The following is a 23,132-nucleotide window of genomic DNA, read 5'->3' on the forward strand; positions in this document are numbered from 1 at the left end:
AGTTGTTTTTTAATTGCCTGTCTTCTTTTGTTGCGGGTGGGTCGTCTTTGTTTCGCTACTGCTAAGTAGTCTTTTCTTGCTAAATTACGGTAGGTTCTTGGTTTTTTGGGGAGTTTTTCTTTGATTTGTTTATACAGGATGTCTATGATTTTTTCTGTGTGAACTCTGGCTCCGTTTAATAATCCTAAGTCGGTCGGATAACTAATGTCGGCTGGGGCGCAGGTTGCATCTACGATCAACTTACCGCGATTGGGTGACTCATTTTTGGCGTCCGAATCCTTTTTTTTTAGGGTTTGACGCTCGGTGATTTCTCGCATTTTTTCGACCATGCGTTCGTTCACTTTATTAATTAGGTTGGGACTAATTCTTTGGCGAAAGTGCACTAATAAAGATGGGTCAAATGGTAGTTCATTGCTGTAGCTTGATTGACCGATGAAGTATTGTAGATACGGGTTTTCGCGGATCTGTTCGACTGTTTCGCGATCGCTAATTCCTAATTTTTCTTTGATAATTAATGCTCCCAATGCCATCCTAAAGGATTTAGCAGGGGCCCCTTTTTCTGTGGGGAAGTTGGCCGCATATTCTGATTCAAATTCAGACCACGGGATTAGTTCGGCCATTTTCACCCAACGGTTGTCTGAGGACAATTTAGAGCCGTTGGCTAGTTCAAAGTCTAAGGCTGGGAGGGGAGCAAGCTCAGCTTTTCTGTACACGTTCGCAGGTGGCTATGCACGGGTTTTGATCTATTTTACCTGTTTTTCTTGCCTCTGACTCTCGATCGCACGCTCTCTTAACCCAGCCCACGTAATATGCGATCGATATATTCAGCAAGCCCTAGGTAGAAACGGGGAACAAAAGTCCATTTTTTAGGTTAAAATGCTGATTTTTAGTTGACAATTTATGGTTGTGATATCATCAAAGAGTAAATTTATTAAAATTATTTTCTATGATTAGCTTTGGATTCTGGAATGTAATAATTATAATTACAGTGGCTTGGTTTCTCAAATTTAATTGGCGATTAGATAGCGAAAAAACAGCATGGCAAGATTCTTTGTTTTTAAAACATCCTTCGATCCAAAGGTTGACTCAGTTTTTTCATCAACCTATCGTTAACTTTATTTTGCAAGCAGTTATTGTATTAGTTCTCACCCGATTTCTCTGTTATACCGGTTGGTTGGTTTACAATCTGACTAATCGGCCCGATCCGCCTTACTGGGATTTTAAGTGGTTTTATGTAGCGAGTAGATTAGCCCATCAGCATTTGAGTCCTTTTAATGTCGAGGTGTTTAACATCGGTTTCTGTAGCATCACCAAAGTGTGCGGGTTTATTCCATCTTTTGTTTATCCACCTAATATCATTCCTCCGCTGTGGTTTGTGGGCTATTTCCCGATGAAGACTGCATTCACCATCTGGACTTGGCTGCATCTTATTGCCACAGGTTTTGTTTTATGGGGAGCGAATATCTTGTTGGTGTCGCACTCACGAGCTTTGAGGACTATTTGTTGTATATCAGTTGCATTCCTCTACGGTTTTGTCTTCGATCTTCAAGTTGGCAATGTGGCAACTTTTATTGCTTTTCTGCTGTTATGGATGTTTATTTATGCTAGAAAAAATCAGGATATAATTGCAGGAATTTTATTAGGTGTTGCTCTTTTTAAACCAACTTTAGTTATATTGTTTCTTCCTTATTTTTTAATCAAAAGACGGTTTCAGCTAGTTTTTATATCTCTAGTCACGGTAACTTTTTTGGCAGTTATAGGTCTAGCTGTAACGGGCAATTCTTTAACAGGATTTATACAGGATGCGACTCGTGGATTTCCACTCTGGCTCAACGATCCATCGAATAATGCTTATATTTCTATGAGTCGCCTTGATTTAAGGGTTATGGGGCCGAGATTTTTCCCCGATAGTCCCTTCGTGGCGAAGCTATTTTCTGACTCGATCAGTCTGGTGCTAGTTGGTTTAGTGAGTTGGTATTTTTACAAAAAACAATCTCGCAATGCTTGGTCAAAAAAAGTTGATTTATCTGAAATGGTGCTAATTTCTAGTTTGAGTATTGCTATCAACTATTCACAGCCAACCAGTTCTGTGATGTTAGCACCGGCGGTGGTTTTTTTGCTGAATGATTTATGTTTTCAGATTAAAAATTGTGCCTTCTCTAGGCAAAGAATGTCGGTTTGGTTGTTGGGGGTTGGTTGTCTGTTGGTGCAAACGGCAGTGATTCATGCTGGGTTGTTGGTGTTTCTGGGAAAGCGCTGGAATTGGAAGGGTGGGGAATTGCCTTATTTGTTGAAAGTAACTGTTTTTTCACTGCCGAGTTATGCAGTTTTAGGGATTGCGTTGAGTGTTTTGGTTTTAGCAATGACATCTGTAGTTCAAAAACAGGTGGCTGAATTTGATCCATAGATGCTCCGAGGGGCGGGCTGTTGAGGACAAAGTTAACTGCTTAGTCGTCTTTGGATTCATTAAACTTGCCTTCCTTCTGCGCTCTTTCGAGTCCTTCTTCCACCAAAAGTAATGCCATTTGGGAAATCGAACGACGCTCAATACTCGCCAGTTTTTCTAACTTCTCCTTGATTTCGGGTGGCGGGTAAAAGGCAACTCTAGGAGATTTTGCAGGACTCACATTGTTTGGGGGTAGCGTGTTCACCATGTCATTTTAGCTGACTGCAAATTTTTTAGAGATTTTTTAAGCCAAGGTAGCACACCACAATATAGTTTATGCTATAGTAATCTAAACACCCAAAAACCAAACCCCACTCCAACACAAAATCAACGGCCTGACAGGTTGGCAGTTGAGAATGACCCATCAGCGTAGAGATCAAAGGTTAATTGCTGCTGGGTTCATCTTCTATAGTCTTTTTAGCCAAGTAAGCATCTACAGCTTCAGAGACAATCCGACTTACGAGATTGCTGACTGTCCGGTCTTCTTTCTTGGCCCAATCTTCCAAGACGTTGTAGGCGTTTGGAGGAACGTAGCTGGTGACTCGTTTTAGGTTTTTTGCTGGCAAGTTAGGCAACTGGGAATTTACTTCATACATCGATCGTACTTTCTTTGTACGCCTCTTTCGTGTCGCCCCTTCAGGTGTTTGACTCATCCCGTTTCGCCTGGGCTTGCTCTTGCTCTTGACACCAGTTTTCTATTAGTTGACCTCCGACGCTGCTCATATCCCTTTCCGCACGAACGCACAAGGCTTTGAACCTGATCTTCAATGCCTTGGGAATTACAAGTTTGATGGTGTCTTTTTCATTTGCCATAACTTTATTTTCACACGTTTACGTGTGAAAAGTTTAAAATTCCCTTAGTTACCTATTCCCATATTCCCATAGCTGTGCTAGACTGAGGATGTACAAACGGAAAAGCGATCGCCCCTGGCCTGGAAAACTTGAGGGCGATCGCAATTCCACTATTCGTGTAATTCAAAGTCTATGATATCACAGCCAAAATCAGTTCCTGAACTGCTCCGGGAAGAAATTCCTGATGTACCTCAAGGTAAGCAACCGATTCGTTTGCTGTTGTGTGGCGTTCCCAAAGCGGTAGACAGCATCGTTAATCTGTTGCACGTTCTAGGTTTTGCAGAAGTTGGGGAATGGAGCCAGCCTCTACCATCGCCGATAGCGGGTGAGGTGATTCGGATTTTAACCCGTTACTGGAAAGAGTAATCTTGGAGGGCGATCGCATTTTTTTTGTGAAGCGCGATCGACCTTTCTGTCTCATTTAGGACTTACCCATAAATACCAAAGAAACCGGGTTTTTCACGACAGTTAAAGGCAGGGATGCAGTATTCTCGCAAAAAACCCGGTTTCTGACTACCCGCAAACCAACGTTGGCTAGAATTAATTTAATTTAATTTAATTTAATTTAATTAAATTTGCCGCATTTCGTGATAAAATAAAAACCTAAAAATAATCCTACAAAAAAAGCAATGTCTGAAATTACTCTAGACGAAACCAAACTTAAAGAATTGCTCAAAGCAGCTATTTTTGAGTTATTAAAAGAACAAAAAGAAGTATTTTCTGAAATCTTAACAGAAGCCCTAGAAGATATAGGGATGGAAAATGCTATCAAAGAAGGTGAAAATACTGAAACAGTCAGCCGCGAGCAAATTTTCAAAATCCTGAAGAGACAACCATGAATGTGGAGTTTAACAAGAGCTTTGAAAAGGATTTACTCAAGATTCTTGATGCCGACTTGTTTCAAAGAATTCAGGAAGCGATAGAAGAAGTTGAGAACGCCGAAAAATTAAATGAAGTCAGCAATGTTAAAAAACTAAAAGGTGATGCAGACTACTATCGCCTGAGAGTGGGTGATTACCGAATCGGTATTAAAGTTAATGATGGCGTAGTCTATTTCGTCAGGATACTCCACCGCAAAGAGATTTACAGATACTTTCCGTAATAATTTCAGCCTTCACCCCATCCTCACCAACTCAAACTCAAATTAATCTTTAATTATTGTCAGGTCGGAAGCGCAAGCAATTGAGCGATCGCACTCTCTGAATCGTTTCAAAATCGCGATCGTTATGAACTAGAATAAGTTGGTGTTCGATCGCCAGTTGGGCAATGCAACAGTCGATACTACTTCTAACCGTTAACCCCTGTCGTTGCAAATCGTAATAAATCCGAGCAGCCGCTACCCAAGTATTAGGCGTAGACTCGATGTAGTCTTGTTCTTGGAGATAAGTTTCTAATAGTGTCTACTCCCGTTCATCTCGACAACCTTGCAAAAGTTCCATCTGAGTAAATCGGTTCAGAAAAATACTTTCATCATTAATTATTGCTTCCAAGGATTGGCGTACTACACCTGTCTTGTCGCGCAAAACGCCAGACGGAAGTATCAATCAGAAACATTTTTGTTTTCCCGCAAAGCTTTGTAGTCGTACTCAGTCGAAAATTGAATTTGTCCGCTTAAATCGAGTAAATTCCGCTTTTTCCGGGTGCGAATTAATTCTTGCAAAGCAAAGTCAATCAATTCTTTTTCTGTTTTGAAATTGGTTAAGCGAAAGGCTTCTTTAACCAACTCTTCGTTAAGTTCAACGGGGGTTTTCATGGTTAATGGTTGATTTCATTCTCTCATTCATTATGGCATAGCCACACCCAACCCTTAACCTAACCCAACTTCCCCACATCCTGGTTTCCCCAACTCACCGAAACCAACCTCAACCAAACTCTCCAACTCCTCTGCATCAACGACACCAAACTCAAACTACCCAGATTCCCGACTTCTCAAAGAAGTCAGGAATTTACAAATGGTTAAATTGTCAAGGTGTTTTATACGCTTATGACTTCGGCGTATAAGTCGATCGCACTTGCAACTCCTTCAACTGCTTCTCATCCACCCCAGCCGGCGCATTCGTCAGCAAACACCCCGCCTGCTGCGTCTTCGGAAACGCAATCACATCGCGAATAGACTCCTCGCCAGCCAACAGCATCACCAACCGATCCAAACCGTAAGCAATGCCTCCGTGGGGCGGAGTTCCATACTCAAACGCATCCAACAAAAAGCCAAACTTATTGTAAGCTTCCTCAGTCGATAAGCCGATCGCCTCAAACACCTTTTCCTGAACTTCCCGCTGGTAAATCCGCAGAGAACCACCGCCCACTTCTGTGCCGTTTAACACCAAATCGTAAGCTTGAGCTCTCGCAGTTTTCAAATCGTCAACATCGTCGGGATGCGGCGCAGTAAACGGGTGATGCAAAGCTTCCAAACGCTTCTCGTCAGCATTCCATTCAAACATCGGGAAATCTGTCACCCACAGCAGATTCATCTTGTCTTTATCAATCAATCCCAATTCGTTACCCACAAACAAACGCAATCTATCCAAAGTCTTATTGACAGTTGTCACATCAGCCGCTGCGAATAACAACAAATGGCCTGGTTGCGCGCCCGTGCGATCGAGCAATTCCTGTTTTTGTGCTTCCGTCAAATTATCCTTAATAGCGCCGATCGTATCAATTTCGCCATTATCCCGCACCCGAATGTAAGCCAATCCCTTCGCACCGGCTTCGCTGGCTTCCTTAAACAAATCGCCGCCCGGTTTAATCCGCACGTTAGAAATCGCATCATTCCCGCCCGGAATCGGCAAAACTTTCACAATTCCGCCCGCAGCAACCGCCCCGGAAAATACCTTAAATCCCGAATCTTTCATCAAATCGGAAACATCGACTAATTCCATACCGAAGCGAGTATCCGGTTTGTCGCTACCGTAGCGATCCATCGCTTCTGCGTAAGTCAAACGCGGGAAAGGACGAGGCAATTCTACGCCTTTCACACTTTGGAAAATATTGCAAACTAAACCTTCATTTAATTCGAGGATTTCTTCTAAAGACATGAAACTCATTTCCATGTCTAATTGGGTGAATTCCGGCTGTCTGTCGGCGCGCAAATCTTCATCGCGGAAGCAGCGGGCAATTTGATAATATCGATCGAAACCGGAAACCATTAACAATTGTTTGAACAACTGCGGCGACTGCGGCAATGCGTACCAATCGCCCAAATTGACACGGCTGGGCACTAAATAATCTCTCGCACCTTCAGGAGTCGATCGCGTTAAAATCGGCGTTTCAACTTCAATGAAACCTTCGACATCTTCCAGGTGGCGGCGCATGGCTTTGACGACTTGGTGGCGAAGCTGCAAATTGCGACTCATACGATCGCGCCGCAAGTCCAAATACCGATATTTCAGCCGCAAATCTTCCCGGACGCTTTCATTTTCCGCCGTCGCCACCTGAAACGGTAACTGTTTGCGAACCGCATTTAACAACTCAATTTCGTCAGCATAAATTTCCACCTCACCCGTAGGCAATTTCGGGTTGAGGGACTCTTCGGGGCGGCCAGTGACTCGCCCAGTAATTTTAACCACGTATTCGCTGCGCAAAGCCTCAGCCCCGCGATAGGAATCGGGGGTGCGTTCGGGATCGCTGACAATTTGCACGATACCCGATCGATCGCGCACATCCAGAAAAATCACCCCGCCATGATCGCGGCGGCGATCCACCCAGCCGTAAAGGGTGACAGTCTCTCCGATGTGTTCGCTTCGCAGTTCGCCGCAGTAGTAACTTCTCATAATTCGGGGTTGTGGACTAAAAATAAAGCTTTTTAATTATGCAGTATGCCTGAAACTTCTGCTGAATGCAAATGCACGCACGATCGGCATTAGCTTTGGAATTAATTCCAAAGCTAACTACCCTAACAACCCGCTGGGAGTTCCCAACCCCCGACCGGCCCTTCTAGGAATCCCCGCGATCGCTGTGAGACTTGTCAAAAAACGCCGTCAGCGCCGTCCATGCAGACTTAGCCGCATCAGTCAAGCGAGTGCCGATCGACTCAATTTGCTTCACAATAAGGTGCCAATTCTTTTCAGCTTCCGTGTGAATGTGGTCAACAGCTTGTTCGATGCGATCGCGTTCGATCAATTTATTTTGTTCTACCGCTTCTCGCGCTTGTCGCACTGCTTTCAAATAAGCTTCGCGACTGACTTCGCCGGCATCTTGCACCTGCGCTTGCGCCCGCGTTTTAATCGCATCTACCACCAGCCAATTTTTCTCAGTTTCTTGTTTAATCAGCCTGACTGCTTCCGTGAATCTCTCGTGGGCGAGATCCTTATTTTCTTCGATCGCCCCGGATGCCTTATTGACAGCTTTTAAATAAGCTTCGCGGGTGAGTTCGCCCGCTGCTTGCACTTCGGTGGCGGCGCGTTTTTTTATTGCTTCAAACAGCGCCGCAGTTTCTGCGATCGCCTCATCAGTCGCGTCGGGCATCTCTTTTTTGACGAGATCCGTCGTTTCGAGAGTTGCCTCTAAAATTGGTTCTTCGGTTACTTTTGGATCTGTCATATCAATCTTCTCCTTTGGTAGTAAACATTTTCCAAAAATCTCACAGTCCCTGGATGCAGACTTTGTAGGTGTAGCGCCAGAAGGAATTGTGGTCTTTTATACAGACTTTGTAGGTGTAGCGCCAGAAGGAATTCTGGCATTTAATAAGAACTAGGCAATTATTGTTCCAGCTTTATCAACTTTTGTATCCGCGCTTACCTAGTTGGAATGACCTCAGTTCTATTACATTATATCTACCAAAGTTGCTCTCGTGTGTAGGATACCGCCAACTTGCAGGTACGGTTTAGCGCACTTAAATTTGTGATAAGTCTCTATACCTAAAAAAACACACACTAATAAACTTGGTTTCTCAACACCACAAAACTGGCAAATTTAATAGTTTCAATTTTCCAACTGCAAATCTTCGCTCTCGTCAGTATATAACAAGTGGTGACATCTTTGAGCGTGCAGTAAAGATTGAGGAAATTCGTACTGAGATAAGAGGATATCTTCTAACGCAACTTTCATTTGATTGGCGCAGATATGTGGCGGCACTTTGCCCGTGCCCGTACCCATGCCGGGAATAGCGATAGTTTCAATGATATGTTTGACTGGCGTTCCATCTGGGACTGAGCCAAATTTTACGAGAGTCAAAATAGCGCGGGTTGCTAGATAAACATTTACTGTTTCTCTTAAAACTGTGGGAACGCGCATAATTGGTACAGCTATTAAATAGGGAATTTCAGCATGATCGGTGTCTACAATTTCTGCCATTCCTACTAAGAGTTCGCCGTGATGTCGAGCCTGAATTAGTTTTTGCAAGCGATCGAGAACCTGCCCTCCAAAATATTCCGAAATTTCTAAATCTAAGCCGTCTTCCATGAAACCAAAACTATTCCCCGGACTAACAATAGCATCGCATTTCACGTCAAATATTGAACCGTGATGTATCTTTACATTTTCCATACTGCCGCAAGTGCTTTCCCACGCTCTAACTAAACCATCGTCTAAGGTAGCCAGCACAATTTGCATAAATACTCTCTCTTAATTTTAATTGCGAACAGCTAGAGCGATCGCCAATTTAATCCTACAATACTTTACATAAGTCCGCTGGATGTAAAATTCATCTCAATTTCAACTAGCAAATCTTCAATAGCTGTATGCTGCAAGACCCGAATCTCCGCCATCCGCTCGCAATTAGTTTAGGTGCCGTTGCCGGCGCTTTGAGTCGATATTATATCACCTTGTGGTTTGCCAACCGTTTCGGCACGGCTTTTCCCTACGGAACTTTTTTTATTAACATCACTGGTTGCTTGGCTATGGGATTTTTTATTACCCTCGCTTTTGAGCGGGTGCCAACTATTCCGTCGGAAGTGCGGTTAATGGTAGCAACGGGCTTTTTGGGTGCTTATACTACTTTTTCAACTTACGGTTTAGAGACGAATGTCTTGTGGCGCGATCGATCTTACAGCTCGGCCGCTTTTTACTGGGCTGGCAGTGCCGTACTAGGAGTCATTGCAGTGCAGTTAGGTGTGATTTTAGCGCGAATTGGCAAATAGATAAAATCACAGTGGAAAATCTCAATCATCCTCCATTGGTTGGCTATTGATTAAATTAATGCCCGATCTAAAAATCCTGTTTTTTGATAAAACCGGGTTTTGGCGATCGCTCCTCATTTCCGCTGTAATTGATATCTGGCATATTTTACGCATTCCCGGCAGCAGGTCTTGCTAAAAATGACTTTATGGGGTATAGGTATGGGAACCCAAGAATCCATTTTAAGACCGCCGGACGCGGACTCGTGCCTGCAGACAAATATCTGCTGTGCGTTTTCGAGGGTTTTTTGCTAGTGACTAATCACCAATAACTACTAAGTAATGACTAATTTTAACCTAAATTTAAACACATAGGAGGTTTAGTTGTGATACTCAAGACAGCAACAGAGTGCCTCATTACCTTAGAAGGCGTTAGCAAAGCTTACCAGCAGCCCAACGGTCAAAAAATATCTATTTTAGAGCCAATTAACTTAGAACTGCGCTCTGGCGAAATAGTAGCTTTGCTGGGCCCTTCCGGTTCGGGAAAATCAACATTAATGCGGATGATTGCCGGACTGATCCCGCCCACCGACGGTCAAGTTCTTTACCACAATCGTCCTTTAGTCGGCTTAAATCCTGGGGTAGCAATTGTATTTCAAAACTTTGCCCTTTATCCCTGGCTGACGGTACTCGAAAATGTGGAATTAGGCTTAAAAGCTAAAGGAGAATTGCCGGGACCGCGCCGGCAAAAAGCCTTGCGGATGATTGATGTTATCGGTTTAGACGGATTTGAAAATGCTTATCCGAAAGAACTTTCCGGCGGAATGCGGCAGCGGGTGGGATTTGCTAGAGCTTTGGCGGTGGAACCCGAATTGCTTTGCATGGATGAACCATTTTCAGCTTTAGACGTGCTGACGGCAGAAAACTTGCGGTTTGAGTTATTAGATTTGTGGCTGGAAAAGAAGATTCCGACTAAAGCTGTTTTAATCGTAACTCACGGGATTGAAGAAGCGGTAATTTTAGCCGATCGCGTGGTAGTCTTGGGCCGCAACCCGGGGCGAATTCGCGCCGAATTGACGGTGACTTTGCCGCACTACCGCGATCGCAAAACTGCGGAATTCCAAGCTCTCGTAGACCAAGTTTACAAAATTCTCACCAATCCCGAATTGAGCTGCGAAACAGTCACAGCACCTGCTGCAATTGCCGCTGCGGCGTCTCAACCTCAACCAGTTCAAACCGCTAAATACCAATCTCTGCCGCAGGTGCGAACAGGTGCGATCGCGGGTTTGTTGGAACTCTTGGAAGACCGCAAGGAAAAAGACCTCTACCGCCTCGGTCAAGAATTAATGTTAGAGGTTGACGACATTTTGCCGATCGTGGAAGCAGCAAAATTAATGGAATTTCTGGTAATTCAAGAAGGCGACCTCCTTTTAACACCAGTTGGCATTCAGTTTATTGCCGGCGGAATTGACCAGCGCAAGCAAATTGTCCGCACCCAAATTCTCAGCAATATTCGCCTCGTCCAGCAAATTTCTCGAATGCTTCAGGCCAAGCGCAATCACCGCATTTCTGAAGAGTTGATTTTGGATATTCTCGAAGCCCACTTTAGCCCCCAAGAAGCAATGCGGCAATTGAAAACTGCTGTTGACTGGGGACGTTATGCAGAGTTATACAGTTACGACGAACCAGGGGGGGAAGTGTTCTTAGAATCTGAAGATAAAGCTGAGTAGTTAGTTGACTGTTAACTGTTGACTGCTGACTGTTGACTTTTGTCTGTTTTCATTAGTTACCAATGCCCGATGCCCGATGCCCAATGCCCAATGCCCGATGCCCGATGCCCAATAACTAATTATTATGACAAGACCTCTAACACCCGCCAATAAAACCTTAGAAAGGTCAGCTTGGACTTGGCAAGACGGCTTGCTGATTCTCGCAATCTTCTCTCTAATTTTCGTAATTGTCCAAACAGCTTCTCAATTCAGCAGCGACTACAACCCTAATTTTAAAATTGAAACTACGCTAAATGTCTTGCCAGCATATACAGCCCAGACTCTGTTACGGATGGCAGCAGCTTATTTTTTATCACTGCTGTTTACGCTAGTTTATGCTTATTCTGCTTACCGATATCCCCTAGCAGCGAAAATTTTAATTCCCTTGTTAGACATTTTGCAGTCGATTCCGGTTTTGTCTTTTTTACCAGGAGTTGTTTTAGCGTTAGTTACTTTATTTCCCGGTCAAAGAATCGGCGTAGAACTCGCATCGATTATCTTAATATTTACTGGGATGACTTGGAATATGACCTTTAGTTTCTATCAGTCGCTTTCCGGCATTCCGCGAGAACTTCAGGAAGCTGCTAAAGTTTATCGACTCAATGCTTGGCAGCAGTTCTGGACGTTAGAATTGCCCGCTGGTGCGATCGGGCTGGTGTGGAACAGCGTTATGTCAGTGGCGGGCGGCTGGTTCTTTTTGATTGCGATCGAATCTTTTACCTTGGGTGAGAAAAACTTTAATTTGCCCGGACTCGGTTCCTATTTGGGCAAAGCCGCTAACGAAGGCAATTTTGGGGCGATCGGCTGGGGTTTAGCAGTATTAATTGGTGTGATTATCGCCATAGACTTTTTCATCTGGCAGCCTTTGATTGCTTGGGTAGAAAAGTTTAAATATCAAGCCGTGGAAGCTACGAATGTACCGCAGTCAAAGGTGTTGGACTTTTTAAGGCGATCGGCGACGCTGCGGGTGTTGAAGTCGCGGATTTCGCCCGTCGGCGACAGTTTCGATCGTGCTTTGGCAAGAGGTTTTGCACCTGCTAATTTACCAACAAATTCTCGCCAACAAAGCCGCATCGGCAATTGGATAAATTGGCTGTTTCTCAGCGGGTTTGCCGCGATCGTGCTGTGGGGAACTTGGGAAGCGTTGCTGCTGCTGCGGTTGCTGAGTTGGTCTGACTGGCAAAACGTCCTGGGAGGTGCATTTTTTACGGCTTTGCGAGTGATTTGCGCTTTATTTTTATCGCTGTTGTGGACTGTACCCCTCGGAGTGGCGATCGGTCGAAATCCGCGTTTAGCTCAGATTTTGCAGCCCTTAGTACAAATAGCCGCTTCTGTACCGGCAACGGCTTTATTTCCCGTATTGCTGCTAGCTTTAATTCACGCTGGAGGCGGCTTGCAAATTGGTTCTGTGGCGCTGATGATGTTGGGTACAATGTGGTATTTGCTGTTTAATGTGATTGCCGGCGCTCAATCGATACCTTCGGAGTTGTTTGAAGCTGCACAAGTTTACAAACTTTCTCTAATTCAGCGCTGGAAAACTTTAATCCTGCCCGGAATTTTCCCTTATTTAATCACAGGAATTATCGCGGCGGTTGGCGGAGCTTGGAATGCAAGCATTGTCAGCGAGTACGTTCAATTTAAAGGTGAAATAATTAGAACAAGCGGTTTAGGTGAGACGATTTCTGAAGCAACGGCATCAGGCAATTTTCCTTTGCTTTTAGCGGCTACTTCTGTGATGTCACTGTTGGTTGTATTGACTAACCGTTTGGTGTGGCGGCCGCTTTACCGTTTGGCACAAGAAAAATATCAATTGTTGGTTTAATTCGGGTGTCAATTATATCATGTCCTGTCGCTCTACAACAATAGGTTTGCAGCATCGGAGTTTAGTCCTCGGATCGAGCGGGACTAAACTCCTCCCTAACAACCTTGTTGTATTAAGGGTAATTGAACGGAAATGATATAATATAAATTCCGGTTGCATCGGAATTAATATTACCCTAAATCAGGACACGGCAGTGCCGTGTCCCTACAATTCATCGGGCGCGCAAGAAACGGCAGTGCCCTGTCCTCGCTTATCATTCCGGCGCAGCCAGAATTGATATAAGATATGACTGCAATAGCTGTCATATCCGATCGAGAGCGACTGCAAATTCTCGACAAGGTATCACCACGCTCAAAAAGCTTTCGCGGTGAGGAAAAAAACCCTAGTAACAGGGATATTAAGGCTGTAAAGTCTTAAGAATCGAGCGTGTCTTTATACCTGAGAGTGTGATTCGCAATTAAAGTTCGACGAATCTGTTGGAAAAAGTGCTCGGGCGCAATTCTCCTTTGTTACCGATGAGTGTCGCCGATCGAGATAAATGTATTCGATCGCAAATCGGGCCAAGTGCTCCGCGCGCACCAGAAGAATAGGGGTAAGATGCGGATATTGTCAGGGCAAGTCTGATAACTGCAACCAGTGGCGTCAATAGGCTCTAAACTGGATTCAGGAAGGCGCGCAGCACAGGTTAGGAGGGTCATCAGTGACAGAAAAAAATTATCAATCGTCTTCTCTACCCACCTACGCGCGAAAAGAACTGCGGGAATTAGTTCGATCGCAGTTAAAGGCTTTGTTGGAACAAGGAGACTTTCAAGGAGCAAAAGCGATTTTGCACCCGGTGCAGGAAGCCGACATAGCTGAAGCTATCGAAGGCCTGCCAGAAACCATGCAAGTAATAGCTTTCCGCTTGCTTTCCAAAGACGAAGCGATCGCAGTTTACGAATATCTCGACTCCAGCGTTCAGCAGTCCCTCTGCGAAAAATTCAAACGCCAAGAAGTCATTGACATTGTAGACAAAATGTCCCCGGACGATCGAGCTAAACTGTTTGACGAACTGCCGGCAATATTAGTCCGTCGCCTGTTGGGTGAATTGAGCCCGACGGAACGAGAAGCAACGGCTCAACTTTTGGGTTACGAAGCCAGTACCGCCGGCCGGATCATGACCCCAGAATACATTTCTCTCAAAGAAAGCTTTACCGTCGCCCAAGCTTTAGACCGAATTCGCTCTTTGGCTAAAACTACCGAAACAATTTATTCTCTTTACGTCACCGACGCCGGACGCAGCTTGACCGGTATTTTATCTCTGCGGGATTTAGTCACTTCGCCCCTCGACAAAACTGTCGGGGAAATTATGACCCGCGAAGTAGTTTCTGTTCAAACAGGAACGGATCAAGAAGAAGTAGCTAGGCTGATCCAGCGTTACGATTTTTTAGCAGTGCCCGTTGTAGACCGCGAACAGCGCCTCGTCGGGATCATTACAGTTGACGACGCGATCGACATTTTAGAACAAGAAGCGGCCAAAGATATTTATACCTTGGGCGGCGTTCAGTCCGGCGGCGACAACTATTTTCAGACCGATTTAATCACCGTTGCTCGCAAAAGGGTCGTGTGGCTGTTTGTTCTGCTTTTAACCAATACTGTCACCGGCGCAATTATTAGAGCTCAAGAAGATATTTTACACCAAGTAGTCGCCTTAGCAGCCTTTATTCCGCTGCTGACGGGCACTGGAGGTAATGTCGGAGCTCAGTCCTCTACTGTTGTAATTCGCGGTTTGAACACTGACGAAATTACAGCAATGGGCCCCTTTCAAGTAATTGTTCGCGAGGGGATGGCGGGAGCGCTGCTAGGAGCTATATTGGGGACTGTAGCGACGGGCTGGGCTTATACTCTGCAAGGGAATTTAGCAGTGGCTCTCGCGGTGGGGGTGAGTTTGTTTGCGATCGCAATTTTAGCTTCTATTGCCGGTTCAGCTCTGCCGTTTCTATTCCGTTCTTTGGGTTTAGACCCGGCTTTAATGTCTGCTCCTTTTATTACCACCGCAGTTGATGTCCTCGGAGTCTTGATTTATTTCACTTTAGCTCGACTAATTTTGCAAATTTAATATATTTAAGTAGATTGTTATATAAAAAAAACTCTAGTAATTTTCAATTCGGCGATCTACAGCCTCCCTATGCCCTATGCCCAATTCCCAATGCCCAATTCCCAATTCCCAATTCCCAATTCCCAATTAACTTATGTCATCATCCAATTCACCAACCAAAATCCAAAATTCCAAGTCGAGCAATTTGTTAGAAACTGCTGAATTGGTTTTTCTTGCTGCCTCTGCTGTGGGATTGGCTGCTAGTTTGGTTTGGCAGCAAAGTGTTTATGCTCAAGTGCCTGTAGTGATTTCGCTAGTGTTGAATTTTGTGAACCGGCAGAAGCTGCACGGGCAAGTTAAAACAAGTACGGCGGCAGTGTTCGATCGCGTAAATCAACAAGCAGCTACTACCGATCGCGCGATCGAGCAATTGCAACTTGCTGTAAATGCTTTAGACGAAGCTCTTTCCCAAACATCTCGCGAAAATCTCAATGTTGGGCAGGGAGAAAACGTACACTCTCTAATTTCAGCAATTGAGAACCTGCGCCAGCGACTAATAATTTTAGAAAAAACTATTAAAATGATTCAAAGCGAGATCGAACTCACCAGCCGCCAATTCAAACAGCGACCGGAGTTGCAACAAGTCGAAACTTTGACAACAATAATTCTGGACTTGCAGCAGTTTATCAACGAACTGCCGCAGTGGGGAAGTTTGCAGCAGCGGCAGCTAACAGAACTTCAGCAAAAAGTAGATGATGCTTTAGGGCGGCTATCTGAAGAAATTGCTGCTATTCCTAACCGGGTGCAAGAAGCAGTGGGCGATCGCAATTCTCAACCAGAGAGTTCTGCCGATCGAAATAAGGCCGTTATACCTAAAACTTACGATGTTGAGAAAGTTCGCCAGAAGTATCCCAGAGCTTATGTCAAGTGGAGTCGAGAAGAAGATGAAAAGTTGAAGAATGAATATGCTAGCGGTCAACAAATTGGCGAATTAGTAAAGAGATTTCAAAGACAGCCCTCTGCCATTCGTTCGCGATTGCGAAAGTTAGGATTAAGGGAATAATGGTAATTGGTAATTTGTAACCACAGTCAACTGACAACAGTCAACAGTCAACTGACAATAGACAACAGACAACTGACAACAGTCAACAGTCAACAGTCAACAGTCAACTGACAACTGACAACTGACTAATAACAAAGCGATCGCCCTTTTTTTCAAAAGAGCGATCGGCTTGTTTATTTATTCAGCACTGGCTAACAACAGCCAGCCACTAAAAGCACATCTCAAGGCTAAAAAACCTTGCCTACCTCATTCTAGAAATCTTGCGGTAACAAAGAACTTAAACGCTCCAACAACGGATCGGAATTCCGACGAGGAGCAACCTCAGCATCAGAAACTACATTATCATCCGCCACAGACTCAGACTCAATCGGATCGGGCTCTACTACTTTTGAAACTTGGGCAAAAGAAACTTGAGCAAACTTACTGTTAACAATCCCCTGCAACTGATCCAACTGCGCGCCCAGTTGACTCAGGTGACGTTCCAGTCCCTCCAAACGGCTTAATTCCTCAGCCGAAACATTGCGCTCGAACTCAGCAAATTTGACCGCAAGTTCAGCAATACCCTGTTCCAACCGCTGAAAGCTAGGTGTAGAACCCCCCGACTCAGATGCCGACTCAGATACAGACAAAAACTGCCACAAAGCTTGCTTGCAGAGATTGCTGAAAGTCTGATACTTCGTGAAAGCCAACTCTTTGTCAATAGCAGCCAGCAAAGTTTGATCCGCAGCATCTTCCGTAAACGCCACCGAGAAATTCGCCTTATTTTTTGCCCACAGTGCCATAGGGTTCAAGCCTTAATGCGTTACTTAATCGTGGCTAGCTGAGCCTCAGCATAAATAAACTGTCCCAAAGCATTAGCTTTCCGAGAAGGCTGAGCCAAGTGAGCCTTAAGATTGGCGTCTTTAAGCAAAGGTTGCAGCACCTCCCAGAAAAACTCGCCGCCGCCACCAGTCAGAACCACATCCGTCACCCGTTCCGGCAGCCACTGCACCAAACGTTCGGACAGTTCGTTAGCGAAAGCCTCCCGCAAATCCTTAATAATCGGATCTAAATTAGTCGGCTTAGTCGCTCCTCTCGGACGGTAGAAACGCTGGCCTTCCGGTTTATTCACCGCTTCCAGTAAAGACAGAGATTGAGGGTCTGCTCCCGGAATCTTTGAGGCAACTTGTTCGTAGAACTTGTTCATTGCGAAGGAATCGCTCTTAGAAGCCGCGCGGGCGAACCGGAAACGATCGACCATTAACAAATCAGTAGTTTGGTGTCCGATATCGACAACAGCCACCGACAGTTCGGGCAACTCCGGCGTAAACTCCTTGTTGTCTTGAGCCTCGCACCAAATCAGGCTGCCGAACCCTTCGGGCATCACCCAAACGTGACTGATGTTAATATCCACACGCTCGCCCCTGTAGACCACAACGTGGGGAGAGCGCAGTTGGCTGATAATCTCTTCCTTTTCCTTCTCAAACTGATCCTGCGAATAAAACGGCAAACCCAGCACAACTGCTATGTCGCCCTTCATCTGGAAATATCCAGCACAGGAAAAAACCTTAACCAAAGCATCTACTACTTTCGACTGGTCGGCGCCGCCGAGATTAGCGCCAAAGTCCGCAGCCAGTTGGCCTATAGCGTACCCTTTGCCCTGGTACTCCAGCCACATATCCAACAGAGGGTCTGTTGCTTTCGACTCAAAGCTGCCGCCACGCACCTTTTCAACGGGCATAGCAGCCACGTTGGCAGGGATGAAAACAACGCTGCTGGGGTTGCGACTCACGCAGGCTTTAGTTGCCGTCCGACCCAAATCAGCACTAATAATCGACTTGTGAGAAGCGATCTTAGTCTGCTGCGTCAGCATAGCCGAATTAGGAACAAGCTGTCTAGTTGTCATTGAAATGTGTTACCTCACTGAGCCTCACCATTATCATGCCTTATCCCTTGACACTGCCACGATTAAAGACAGTGGGTTTTGCGGCGATTCTTCTAACTCTACCTAGATCGGTATCGAAATCAGCACCAAACATTATATTCGGGACGATCGCCCTTAATGGATTTTAGATTTTAGATTTTATATTTTAGAGGCGACAACAGGGGCCGCGATCCGGGGGCTTGTACCCTGGAGGGTTTCGGTCGAGGAGTATTCTCGATCGATACCTGCGGCAATACGGCCTGTTGCCTGAGAGTACATTGTTAAGTTAAATTTAGTTAAGATTCTGAGTGTAAACTTTTGTCGCACTCCGCCGACACCGCCAGCTTACCCGATCTGTCCCCAATTCAAGGCACCCGCATTTATGAAAATTTCTTGGCAAACTATACTACTTTGGACTTTACCCGCCTTAGTCATCGGCTTTTTCTTGTGGCAGGGGGCCTTTGCCCCATCCCCCGCAGAAATGACCAAGAACACCGCCAGCACCCGCCTGAGCTACGGTAGATTCTTAGATTACTTAAACGCCGATCGAGTCACCAGCGTTGACCTTTACGACGGAGGTCGGACGGCTATTGTCGAAGCAGTCGATCCAGAACTGGACAATCACGTACAGCGGTGGCGGGTGGACTTGCCCTCAAATGCCCCGGAACTGGTTTCTAGACTCAGAGACTCCAAAATCAGCTTCGACACTCACCCCCTGCGCAACGACGGCGCTGTCTGGGGACTTTTAGGCAATCTAGTATTTCCCCTCTTGTTAGTAGGAGGGCTGTTTTTCCTCTTCCGGCGCGGTGGCGGCAACGTTCCCGGCGGCCCGGGCCAAGCCATGAATTTTGGCAAGTCCAAAGCTCGCTTTCAAATGGAAGCTAAAACAGGCGTACTGTTTGACGACGTAGCAGGCGTTGAGGAAGCCAAAGAAGAACTTCAAGAAGTCGTCACATTCCTCAAAAAACCCGAACGCTTCACCGCAGTCGGGGCGAAGATTCCCAAAGGCGTGCTGCTAGTGGGGCCTCCCGGAACAGGCAAAACCCTTCTGGCAAAAGCGATCGCAGGCGAAGCAGGTGTACCTTTCTTCAGCATCTCCGGTTCAGAATTTGTCGAAATGTTCGTCGGTGTCGGCGCTTCCCGCGTCCGCGACTTGTTCAAGAAAGCTAAAGAAAATGCTCCTTGCATCATCTTCATCGACGAAATCGATGCAGTCGGCCGCCAGCGCGGCGCAGGTATCGGCGGCGGTAACGACGAACGGGAACAAACCCTGAACCAGTTGCTGACCGAAATGGACGGTTTTGAGGGCAATACTGGGATTATCATTATTGCTGCCACGAACCGCCCCGACGTGCTCGACTCAGCGCTGCTGCGTCCGGGACGTTTTGACCGCCAAGTTAGCGTAGATACGCCGGATATCAAAGGGCGCTTGGAAATTTTGGAAGTTCACGCGCGCAACAAGAAGCTGTCTGCGGAGATTTCTTTGGACGCCATCGCCCGCCGCACTCCTGGTTTTACGGGCGCTGATTTGGCTAACTTGCTCAACGAAGCTGCTATTTTAACTGCCCGCCGCCGGAAAGAAGCGATTACGATGCTCGAAGTTGACGATGCAGTCGATCGCGTGGTAGCAGGTATGGAAGGCACTCCTTTGGTGGACAGCAAGAGCAAGCGCTTGATTGCTTACCACGAAATCGGCCACGCGATCGTCGGTACAATCATTCAAGCCCACGATCCCGTTCAAAAAGTTACCTTAGTTCCTCGCGGACAGGCCCGCGGCTTGACTTGGTTCATGCCCAGCGAAGACCAAGGTTTGATTTCAAGATCGCAAATCTTAGCCCGAATTAGCGGTGCTTTGGGCGGCCGCGCAGCCGAAGAAGTTGTTTTCGGCGATGCCGAAGTAACCACCGGTGCCGGCAACGACTTGCAGCAAGTAAGCGGCATGGCCCGGCAAATGGTGACTCGCTACGGGATGTCTACCTTGGGCCCGATCGCCCTGGAAGCTCAGCAAAGCGAAATTTTCCTCGGCCGCGACTACACAGCGCGATCGGAATATTCCGAAGAAATTGCCTCTCGGATTGACGGACAAGTCCGGGAAATTGTCGATCGCTGCTACGACGACGCGCGCCGAATTATTCGGGAAAATCGCACTGTGATCGATCGCTTAGTCGATTTGTTGATCGAAAAAGAAACCATCGACGGCGAAGAGTTGCGCTTAATTGTCTCTGAATACACTTTTGTTCCTGAAAAAGAACAGTACGTTCCTCAGCTTTAAAAAACCTGAATCAAGACTTACCTAAAAAAAGTCTGTTCAATTTGATATCTTGCACCTGTGGCAGAAACCGAGTTTATGGCAAAAACTCTGGATAAAAACCCTTATTTATCGGTCAGAAACCCGATTTCTTTGGGGTTCCACTCGAAGGGTGCAAGATCCCAGTTCACTGCAAGATTCAAAAATAAAACCCACTTTCATCGGGTTTTATTTTTGAAGTTATAACTCAAACTCGAAACAGTGTACCTCATTCGTAGCGCGTTATTTACACCAAGCTGTTACCGCATATCGGAGTGAACATCTGTAGTTATAAGATTTAGCTCCCAGTTATAGAAGAGAGTGGCAAAGCAATAAACTGGCTCTAAGATACCACACGTCAATTTTTTTACACCTCCAATTGCAACTTGAGCTGCATAATAATTTCCAAAACCAATTGGGTAATTGTTCTGTCTGCAACTTTTGGAAATAACTTCTAAGACAGTGGAACGAGGGACTTTAATTGTTCCTATTTCTAACTCTATTTCACAATCTAATTCATTTTCCCACAATATAGTTAGCAAGTCTTCCTTAATTTTAGAATCGGGAAGAAAATCATCCAGAATAGGGTAAGAGATCGGCATAAGTTTATAATGATTGGGAAATTTTTTACTCAAAAATAAAGAGACATTTTTTGTGTTTGAGAAACAATACTACTTCTGCGATCGATAGCGCTCGCTCCAGAGTAACGCTCGCTCACAAAATACCATAGGATTTTAACAAAAAAATTCTGCTCGTCAAATCCGCTTGATATAGAACAACATCCTGAAGATATACAACGAAATTAGGCGGAGCGATCGGAGGGCGGATAGGTGCGTATTTGTATAATAGCCATTTCAATAGCAAAATGTTAATATTAAACAGCAGAGCAACCCAGATGAACCCAGATGCTGACTAGGTGTGCTAGATATACAATTAAAAAGCTATCTATCTTTTCGCTCGCAACTTTGACTTTTTTGGGGTGCCAAACTTTGAGTGCAAATGCTGAAAAACTTACCTGCTTTGCAGGTGTTTGCCTCGACCCCAGCAGCGTTGAATTAAGCAAATCCGATATTCCCGGTGCTCCCTCTTATCCCGTCCGAATTATTATAGGAACTCAGCAGTTTAGTAACGAAAAATTGTTGGCGCAAATGGAAGTCAACTGCAAGCAGCGAGAGTTTAGAACCGTCAGAGTTAGCGAAGATGGCGAAAATTGGTCGAATTTCGATCCGAGATGGACTTTAGTCGATCGCAGCAACTCTTCTTTGTCTCGGCTGGTTGACTATACTTGCAAATTGCAGATCGCCGGACAGTAATATAATAATAACTGCTGATTCCACAGGCTCAATCTAAAATCTAAAATCTAAAATCTAAAATCGGATGACAAACCCCACCGAATACCGGCAAAGACGCGAACAGTTAATGGCAAAAATTGGCAGCGGGACGGCGATATTTCGCAGCGCCCCCGCAGCCGTCATGCACAACGATGTAGAATACGCATACCGACAAGATAGCGATTTTTTCTACTTAACCGGTTTCAACGAAGCTGCGGCGGTAGCAGTGCTCGCGCCGCACCACGAAGAACACAAATTTGTCTTGTTTGTCCAGCCAAAAGACTTGGAAAAAGAAACTTGGCACGGTTATCGCGCCGGAGTTGAAGGCGCTAAGGAATTGTACGGCGCGGATGAAGCTTTCCCCATCGCCGAACTGGCGGAAAAATTGCCGAAATATTTAGAAAAAGCCGATCGCATATACTATCACTTCGGGCGCGATCGTAGTTTCGACCAAACAGTCCTCAATCACTGGCAGGGCTTGATGAAAACCTACCCGAAACGCGGCACAGGCCCGACTGCTATAGAAGATTCTAACATCATTTTACATCCGATGCGGCTGGTGAAAAGCGAAACTGAATTAGCATTAATGCGAAAAGCCGCTAATATCTCAGTTGCAGCGCACAACCGCGCCCAAGAATTCGCCAAACCTGGCAGGTACGAATACGAAATTCAAGCAGAAATCGAACATACTTTTGGCTTAAATGGCTGCACTCCCGCTTACCCTTCAATTGTTGCATCAGGTTACAATTCCTGCGTCCTCCACTACATCGAAAACAACCGGCAAATCCAGGAAAACGATTTGCTGCTAATCGATGCCGGTTGTGCTTGCGACTACTACAACGCCGATATTACTCGTACGTTTCCTGTTAGCGGCAAATTCACCGCCGAACAACAGATAATTTATGACTTAGTTTTGCGATCGCAATTGCAGGCAATTAGTCAAGTATATCCGGGAAATCCTTACAGCAAAATTCACGAAACAGCAGTGCGCGTTTTGGTGGAAGGTTTAATGGATTTAAAACTTTTGGTGGGGGACATTGAAGAGATAATTAAAGAAGAGAAATACAAGCCATTTTATATGCACCGCACCGGTCATTGGCTGGGATTGGACGTGCACGATGTCGGCGTTTATCAGTACGGCGAAAATCCGCAAGTTTTGCAGCCAGGACAAGTGCTGACGGTGGAACCGGGGATTTATATTTCTCCTTATATTAAACCCGTTGAAGGACAGCCGGAGGTTCCTGAAAAATGGCGCGGTATTGGCGTGAGAATTGAAGATGATGTTTTGGTGACACTTGAGGGCCATGAAGTCTTGACGGCGGGAGTTCCTAAATAATTGTTGACTGTTGACTGTTGACTGTTTGAACAATACCGATGCAACCGGAAACGATTTATGTAGGGTGCGGATCTGTTCTATGGTTCAATGGAATTTGCAGATTGTTGATGGCGACGCACCTTACTTACAACTTGATTGTGTGTACCGCATATAAATGGAATCTGCTGTAAGTTGGCAGTAAAGGCTTGAGCTT

At 45.5% G+C, this 23,132-nt stretch carries 24 protein-coding genes; 12 read left to right on the forward strand and 12 right to left on the reverse strand.

Annotated elements, in window-relative coordinates:
- A partial coding sequence (locus tag QUA02_RS13565) for a transposase (protein ID WP_333028462.1) occupies nucleotides 1-713 on the reverse strand: 713 nt, incomplete at its 3' end.
- 233 nt (nucleotides 714-946) lie between these two features.
- Between QUA02_RS13565 and QUA02_RS13570 the strand changes: the two genes are divergently transcribed.
- Complete coding sequence (locus QUA02_RS13570; RefSeq protein WP_333028464.1) at nucleotides 947-2,407, forward strand: glycosyltransferase family 87 protein; 1,461 nt, start codon at nucleotides 947-949, stop codon at nucleotides 2,405-2,407.
- 40 nt (nucleotides 2,408-2,447) lie between these two features.
- Here the strand turns inward: QUA02_RS13570 and QUA02_RS13575 are convergent, their stop codons facing one another.
- The 3 genes from QUA02_RS13575 to QUA02_RS13585 all read right to left on the reverse strand — a co-directional run bounded on the left by QUA02_RS13575 (nucleotide 2,448) and on the right by QUA02_RS13585 (nucleotide 3,259).
- Nucleotides 2,448-2,654, reverse strand: a complete 207-nt coding sequence (locus tag QUA02_RS13575) for a ribbon-helix-helix domain-containing protein (RefSeq protein ID WP_083888202.1) — start codon at nucleotides 2,652-2,654, stop codon at nucleotides 2,448-2,450.
- Nucleotides 2,655-2,829: 175 nt separating this feature from the next.
- Entirely contained in the window at nucleotides 2,830-3,099 is a 270-nt protein-coding gene (locus tag QUA02_RS13580) for a ribbon-helix-helix domain-containing protein (RefSeq protein ID WP_333028466.1), read from the reverse strand.
- A complete protein-coding gene (locus QUA02_RS13585; RefSeq protein ID WP_332983430.1) occupies nucleotides 3,083-3,259 on the reverse strand; it encodes a plasmid partition protein ParG in 177 nt (58 codons plus the stop codon). The genes QUA02_RS13580 and QUA02_RS13585 overlap by 17 nt, the downstream gene beginning before the upstream one ends.
- A 171-nt stretch (nucleotides 3,260-3,430) precedes the next feature.
- On the opposite strand from QUA02_RS13585, the gene QUA02_RS13590 reads away from it, so the two are divergent.
- The 3 genes from QUA02_RS13590 (at nucleotide 3,431) to QUA02_RS13600 (ending at nucleotide 4,400) form a co-directional block, all read left to right on the forward strand.
- On the forward strand, nucleotides 3,431-3,664 hold the full coding sequence (locus QUA02_RS13590; protein ID WP_333028467.1) for a hypothetical protein: 234 nt from the start codon (nucleotides 3,431-3,433) through the stop codon (nucleotides 3,662-3,664).
- Nucleotides 3,665-3,927: 263 nt separating this feature from the next.
- Nucleotides 3,928-4,137, forward strand: a complete 210-nt coding sequence (locus QUA02_RS13595; RefSeq protein WP_006633400.1) for a hypothetical protein — start codon at nucleotides 3,928-3,930, stop codon at nucleotides 4,135-4,137.
- Nucleotides 4,134-4,400 (forward strand): type II toxin-antitoxin system RelE family toxin, encoded by a 267-nt coding sequence (locus QUA02_RS13600; RefSeq protein ID WP_333028469.1) that lies wholly within the window; start codon nucleotides 4,134-4,136, stop codon nucleotides 4,398-4,400. Before QUA02_RS13595 ends, QUA02_RS13600 begins: the two co-directional genes overlap by 4 nt.
- 49 nt (nucleotides 4,401-4,449) lie before the next feature.
- Here the strand turns inward: QUA02_RS13600 and QUA02_RS13605 are convergent, their stop codons facing one another.
- The 5 genes from QUA02_RS13605 to QUA02_RS13625 form a co-directional block, all read right to left on the reverse strand.
- The gene (locus QUA02_RS13605) at nucleotides 4,450-4,611 is read right to left on the reverse strand and encodes a PIN domain-containing protein (protein WP_333028470.1); all 162 of its coding nucleotides are present in this window, start codon (nucleotides 4,609-4,611) and stop codon (nucleotides 4,450-4,452) included.
- A gap of 227 nt (nucleotides 4,612-4,838) precedes the next feature.
- Nucleotides 4,839-5,051: a type II toxin-antitoxin system VapB family antitoxin gene (locus QUA02_RS13610; RefSeq protein WP_333028472.1), complete on the reverse strand. Its 213-nt coding sequence runs from the start codon at nucleotides 5,049-5,051 to the stop codon at nucleotides 4,839-4,841.
- 229 nt (nucleotides 5,052-5,280) lie between these two features.
- On the reverse strand, nucleotides 5,281-7,068 hold the full coding sequence (gene aspS, locus QUA02_RS13615; protein WP_333028475.1) for an aspartate--tRNA ligase: 1,788 nt from the start codon (nucleotides 7,066-7,068) through the stop codon (nucleotides 5,281-5,283).
- A gap of 163 nt (nucleotides 7,069-7,231) precedes the next feature.
- A complete protein-coding gene (locus QUA02_RS13620) occupies nucleotides 7,232-7,837 on the reverse strand; it encodes a hypothetical protein (RefSeq protein WP_333028476.1) in 606 nt (201 codons plus the stop codon).
- A 381-nt stretch (nucleotides 7,838-8,218) separates the two neighbouring features.
- A complete protein-coding gene (locus QUA02_RS13625) occupies nucleotides 8,219-8,848 on the reverse strand; it encodes a macro domain-containing protein (RefSeq protein WP_333028477.1) in 630 nt (209 codons plus the stop codon).
- A gap of 128 nt (nucleotides 8,849-8,976) precedes the next feature.
- On the opposite strand from QUA02_RS13625, the gene crcB reads away from it, so the two are divergent.
- The 5 genes from crcB to QUA02_RS13650 all read left to right on the forward strand — a co-directional run bounded on the left by crcB (nucleotide 8,977) and on the right by QUA02_RS13650 (nucleotide 16,082).
- Entirely contained in the window at nucleotides 8,977-9,375 is a 399-nt protein-coding gene (crcB, locus tag QUA02_RS13630) for a fluoride efflux transporter CrcB (RefSeq protein WP_333028480.1), read from the forward strand.
- Nucleotides 9,376-9,737: 362 nt separating this feature from the next.
- The gene (locus tag QUA02_RS13635) at nucleotides 9,738-11,081 is read left to right on the forward strand and encodes an ABC transporter ATP-binding protein (protein ID WP_333028483.1); all 1,344 of its coding nucleotides are present in this window, start codon (nucleotides 9,738-9,740) and stop codon (nucleotides 11,079-11,081) included.
- Nucleotides 11,082-11,205: 124 nt separating this feature from the next.
- On the forward strand, nucleotides 11,206-12,942 hold the full coding sequence (locus tag QUA02_RS13640; protein WP_333028485.1) for an ABC transporter permease: 1,737 nt from the start codon (nucleotides 11,206-11,208) through the stop codon (nucleotides 12,940-12,942).
- Between the two features lie 700 nt (nucleotides 12,943-13,642).
- A complete protein-coding gene (gene mgtE, locus QUA02_RS13645; protein ID WP_333028486.1) occupies nucleotides 13,643-15,040 on the forward strand; it encodes a magnesium transporter in 1,398 nt (465 codons plus the stop codon).
- Nucleotides 15,041-15,173: 133 nt separating this feature from the next.
- Nucleotides 15,174-16,082, forward strand: coding sequence for a hypothetical protein (locus QUA02_RS13650; RefSeq protein ID WP_333028489.1), 909 nt, complete (start codon nucleotides 15,174-15,176; stop codon nucleotides 16,080-16,082).
- A 251-nt stretch (nucleotides 16,083-16,333) separates the two neighbouring features.
- On the opposite strand, the gene fcmC is transcribed toward QUA02_RS13650, so the two are convergent.
- Nucleotides 16,334-16,864, reverse strand: coding sequence for a filament morphology membrane protein FcmC (gene fcmC / locus QUA02_RS13655; protein ID WP_333028491.1), 531 nt, complete (start codon nucleotides 16,862-16,864; stop codon nucleotides 16,334-16,336).
- Between the two features lie 20 nt (nucleotides 16,865-16,884).
- Nucleotides 16,885-17,967: a filament morphology actin-like protein FcmB gene (gene fcmB, locus QUA02_RS13660; protein ID WP_190741493.1), complete on the reverse strand. Its 1,083-nt coding sequence runs from the start codon at nucleotides 17,965-17,967 to the stop codon at nucleotides 16,885-16,887.
- A gap of 400 nt (nucleotides 17,968-18,367) precedes the next feature.
- Here fcmB and ftsH2 point away from each other — a divergent pair, with 400 nt between their 5' ends.
- Nucleotides 18,368-20,257, forward strand: coding sequence for an ATP-dependent zinc metalloprotease FtsH2 (gene ftsH2 / locus QUA02_RS13665; protein ID WP_333028492.1), 1,890 nt, complete (start codon nucleotides 18,368-18,370; stop codon nucleotides 20,255-20,257).
- Nucleotides 20,258-20,532: 275 nt separating this feature from the next.
- On the opposite strand, the gene QUA02_RS13670 is transcribed toward ftsH2, so the two are convergent.
- Nucleotides 20,533-20,874 (reverse strand): hypothetical protein, encoded by a 342-nt coding sequence (locus QUA02_RS13670; protein WP_333028494.1) that lies wholly within the window; start codon nucleotides 20,872-20,874, stop codon nucleotides 20,533-20,535.
- Between the two features lie 303 nt (nucleotides 20,875-21,177).
- Here QUA02_RS13670 and QUA02_RS13675 point away from each other — a divergent pair, with 303 nt between their 5' ends.
- Nucleotides 21,178-21,585 carry a hypothetical protein gene (locus QUA02_RS13675; protein WP_333028496.1) on the forward strand — a complete coding sequence of 136 codons (408 nt, stop codon included), beginning with the start codon at nucleotides 21,178-21,180 and terminating at the stop codon, nucleotides 21,583-21,585.
- A gap of 64 nt (nucleotides 21,586-21,649) precedes the next feature.
- Nucleotides 21,650-22,939 (forward strand): aminopeptidase P N-terminal domain-containing protein, encoded by a 1,290-nt coding sequence (locus tag QUA02_RS13680; RefSeq protein ID WP_333028497.1) that lies wholly within the window; start codon nucleotides 21,650-21,652, stop codon nucleotides 22,937-22,939.
- Nucleotides 22,940-23,132 lie beyond the last annotated feature (193 nt).

This window comes from Microcoleus pseudofavosus SVA1_A4 (genome assembly GCF_036700565.1).
Lineage (GTDB): Bacteria > Cyanobacteriota > Cyanobacteriia > Cyanobacteriales > Microcoleaceae > Microcoleus.

Coding starts and splice junctions, on each gene's coding strand:
- fcmB (WP_190741493.1), bottom strand. CDS start 17,967: ATGACAACTAGACAGCTTGTTCCTAATTCGGCTATGCTGACGCAGCAG.
- QUA02_RS13610 (WP_333028472.1), bottom strand. CDS start 5,051: ATGAAAACCCCCGTTGAACTTAACGAAGAGTTGGTTAAAGAAGCCTTT.
- QUA02_RS13570 (WP_333028464.1), top strand. CDS start 947: ATGATTAGCTTTGGATTCTGGAATGTAATAATTATAATTACAGTGGCT.
- aspS (WP_333028475.1), bottom strand. CDS start 7,068: ATGAGAAGTTACTACTGCGGCGAACTGCGAAGCGAACACATCGGAGAG.
- QUA02_RS13640 (WP_333028485.1), top strand. CDS start 11,206: ATGACAAGACCTCTAACACCCGCCAATAAAACCTTAGAAAGGTCAGCT.
- QUA02_RS13650 (WP_333028489.1), top strand. CDS start 15,174: ATGTCATCATCCAATTCACCAACCAAAATCCAAAATTCCAAGTCGAGC.
- QUA02_RS13620 (WP_333028476.1), bottom strand. CDS start 7,837: ATGACAGATCCAAAAGTAACCGAAGAACCAATTTTAGAGGCAACTCTC.
- fcmC (WP_333028491.1), bottom strand. CDS start 16,864: ATGGCACTGTGGGCAAAAAATAAGGCGAATTTCTCGGTGGCGTTTACG.
- QUA02_RS13585 (WP_332983430.1), bottom strand. CDS start 3,259: ATGGCAAATGAAAAAGACACCATCAAACTTGTAATTCCCAAGGCATTG.
- QUA02_RS13600 (WP_333028469.1), top strand. CDS start 4,134: ATGAATGTGGAGTTTAACAAGAGCTTTGAAAAGGATTTACTCAAGATT.
- QUA02_RS13625 (WP_333028477.1), bottom strand. CDS start 8,848: ATGCAAATTGTGCTGGCTACCTTAGACGATGGTTTAGTTAGAGCGTGG.
- QUA02_RS13670 (WP_333028494.1), bottom strand. CDS start 20,874: ATGCCGATCTCTTACCCTATTCTGGATGATTTTCTTCCCGATTCTAAA.
- ftsH2 (WP_333028492.1), top strand. CDS start 18,368: ATGAAAATTTCTTGGCAAACTATACTACTTTGGACTTTACCCGCCTTA.
- QUA02_RS13595 (WP_006633400.1), top strand. CDS start 3,928: ATGTCTGAAATTACTCTAGACGAAACCAAACTTAAAGAATTGCTCAAA.
- QUA02_RS13680 (WP_333028497.1), top strand. CDS start 21,650: ATGACAAACCCCACCGAATACCGGCAAAGACGCGAACAGTTAATGGCA.
- QUA02_RS13590 (WP_333028467.1), top strand. CDS start 3,431: ATGATATCACAGCCAAAATCAGTTCCTGAACTGCTCCGGGAAGAAATT.
- QUA02_RS13575 (WP_083888202.1), bottom strand. CDS start 2,654: ATGGTGAACACGCTACCCCCAAACAATGTGAGTCCTGCAAAATCTCCT.
- QUA02_RS13580 (WP_333028466.1), bottom strand. CDS start 3,099: ATGAGTCAAACACCTGAAGGGGCGACACGAAAGAGGCGTACAAAGAAA.
- QUA02_RS13675 (WP_333028496.1), top strand. CDS start 21,178: ATGCTGACTAGGTGTGCTAGATATACAATTAAAAAGCTATCTATCTTT.
- crcB (WP_333028480.1), top strand. CDS start 8,977: ATGCTGCAAGACCCGAATCTCCGCCATCCGCTCGCAATTAGTTTAGGT.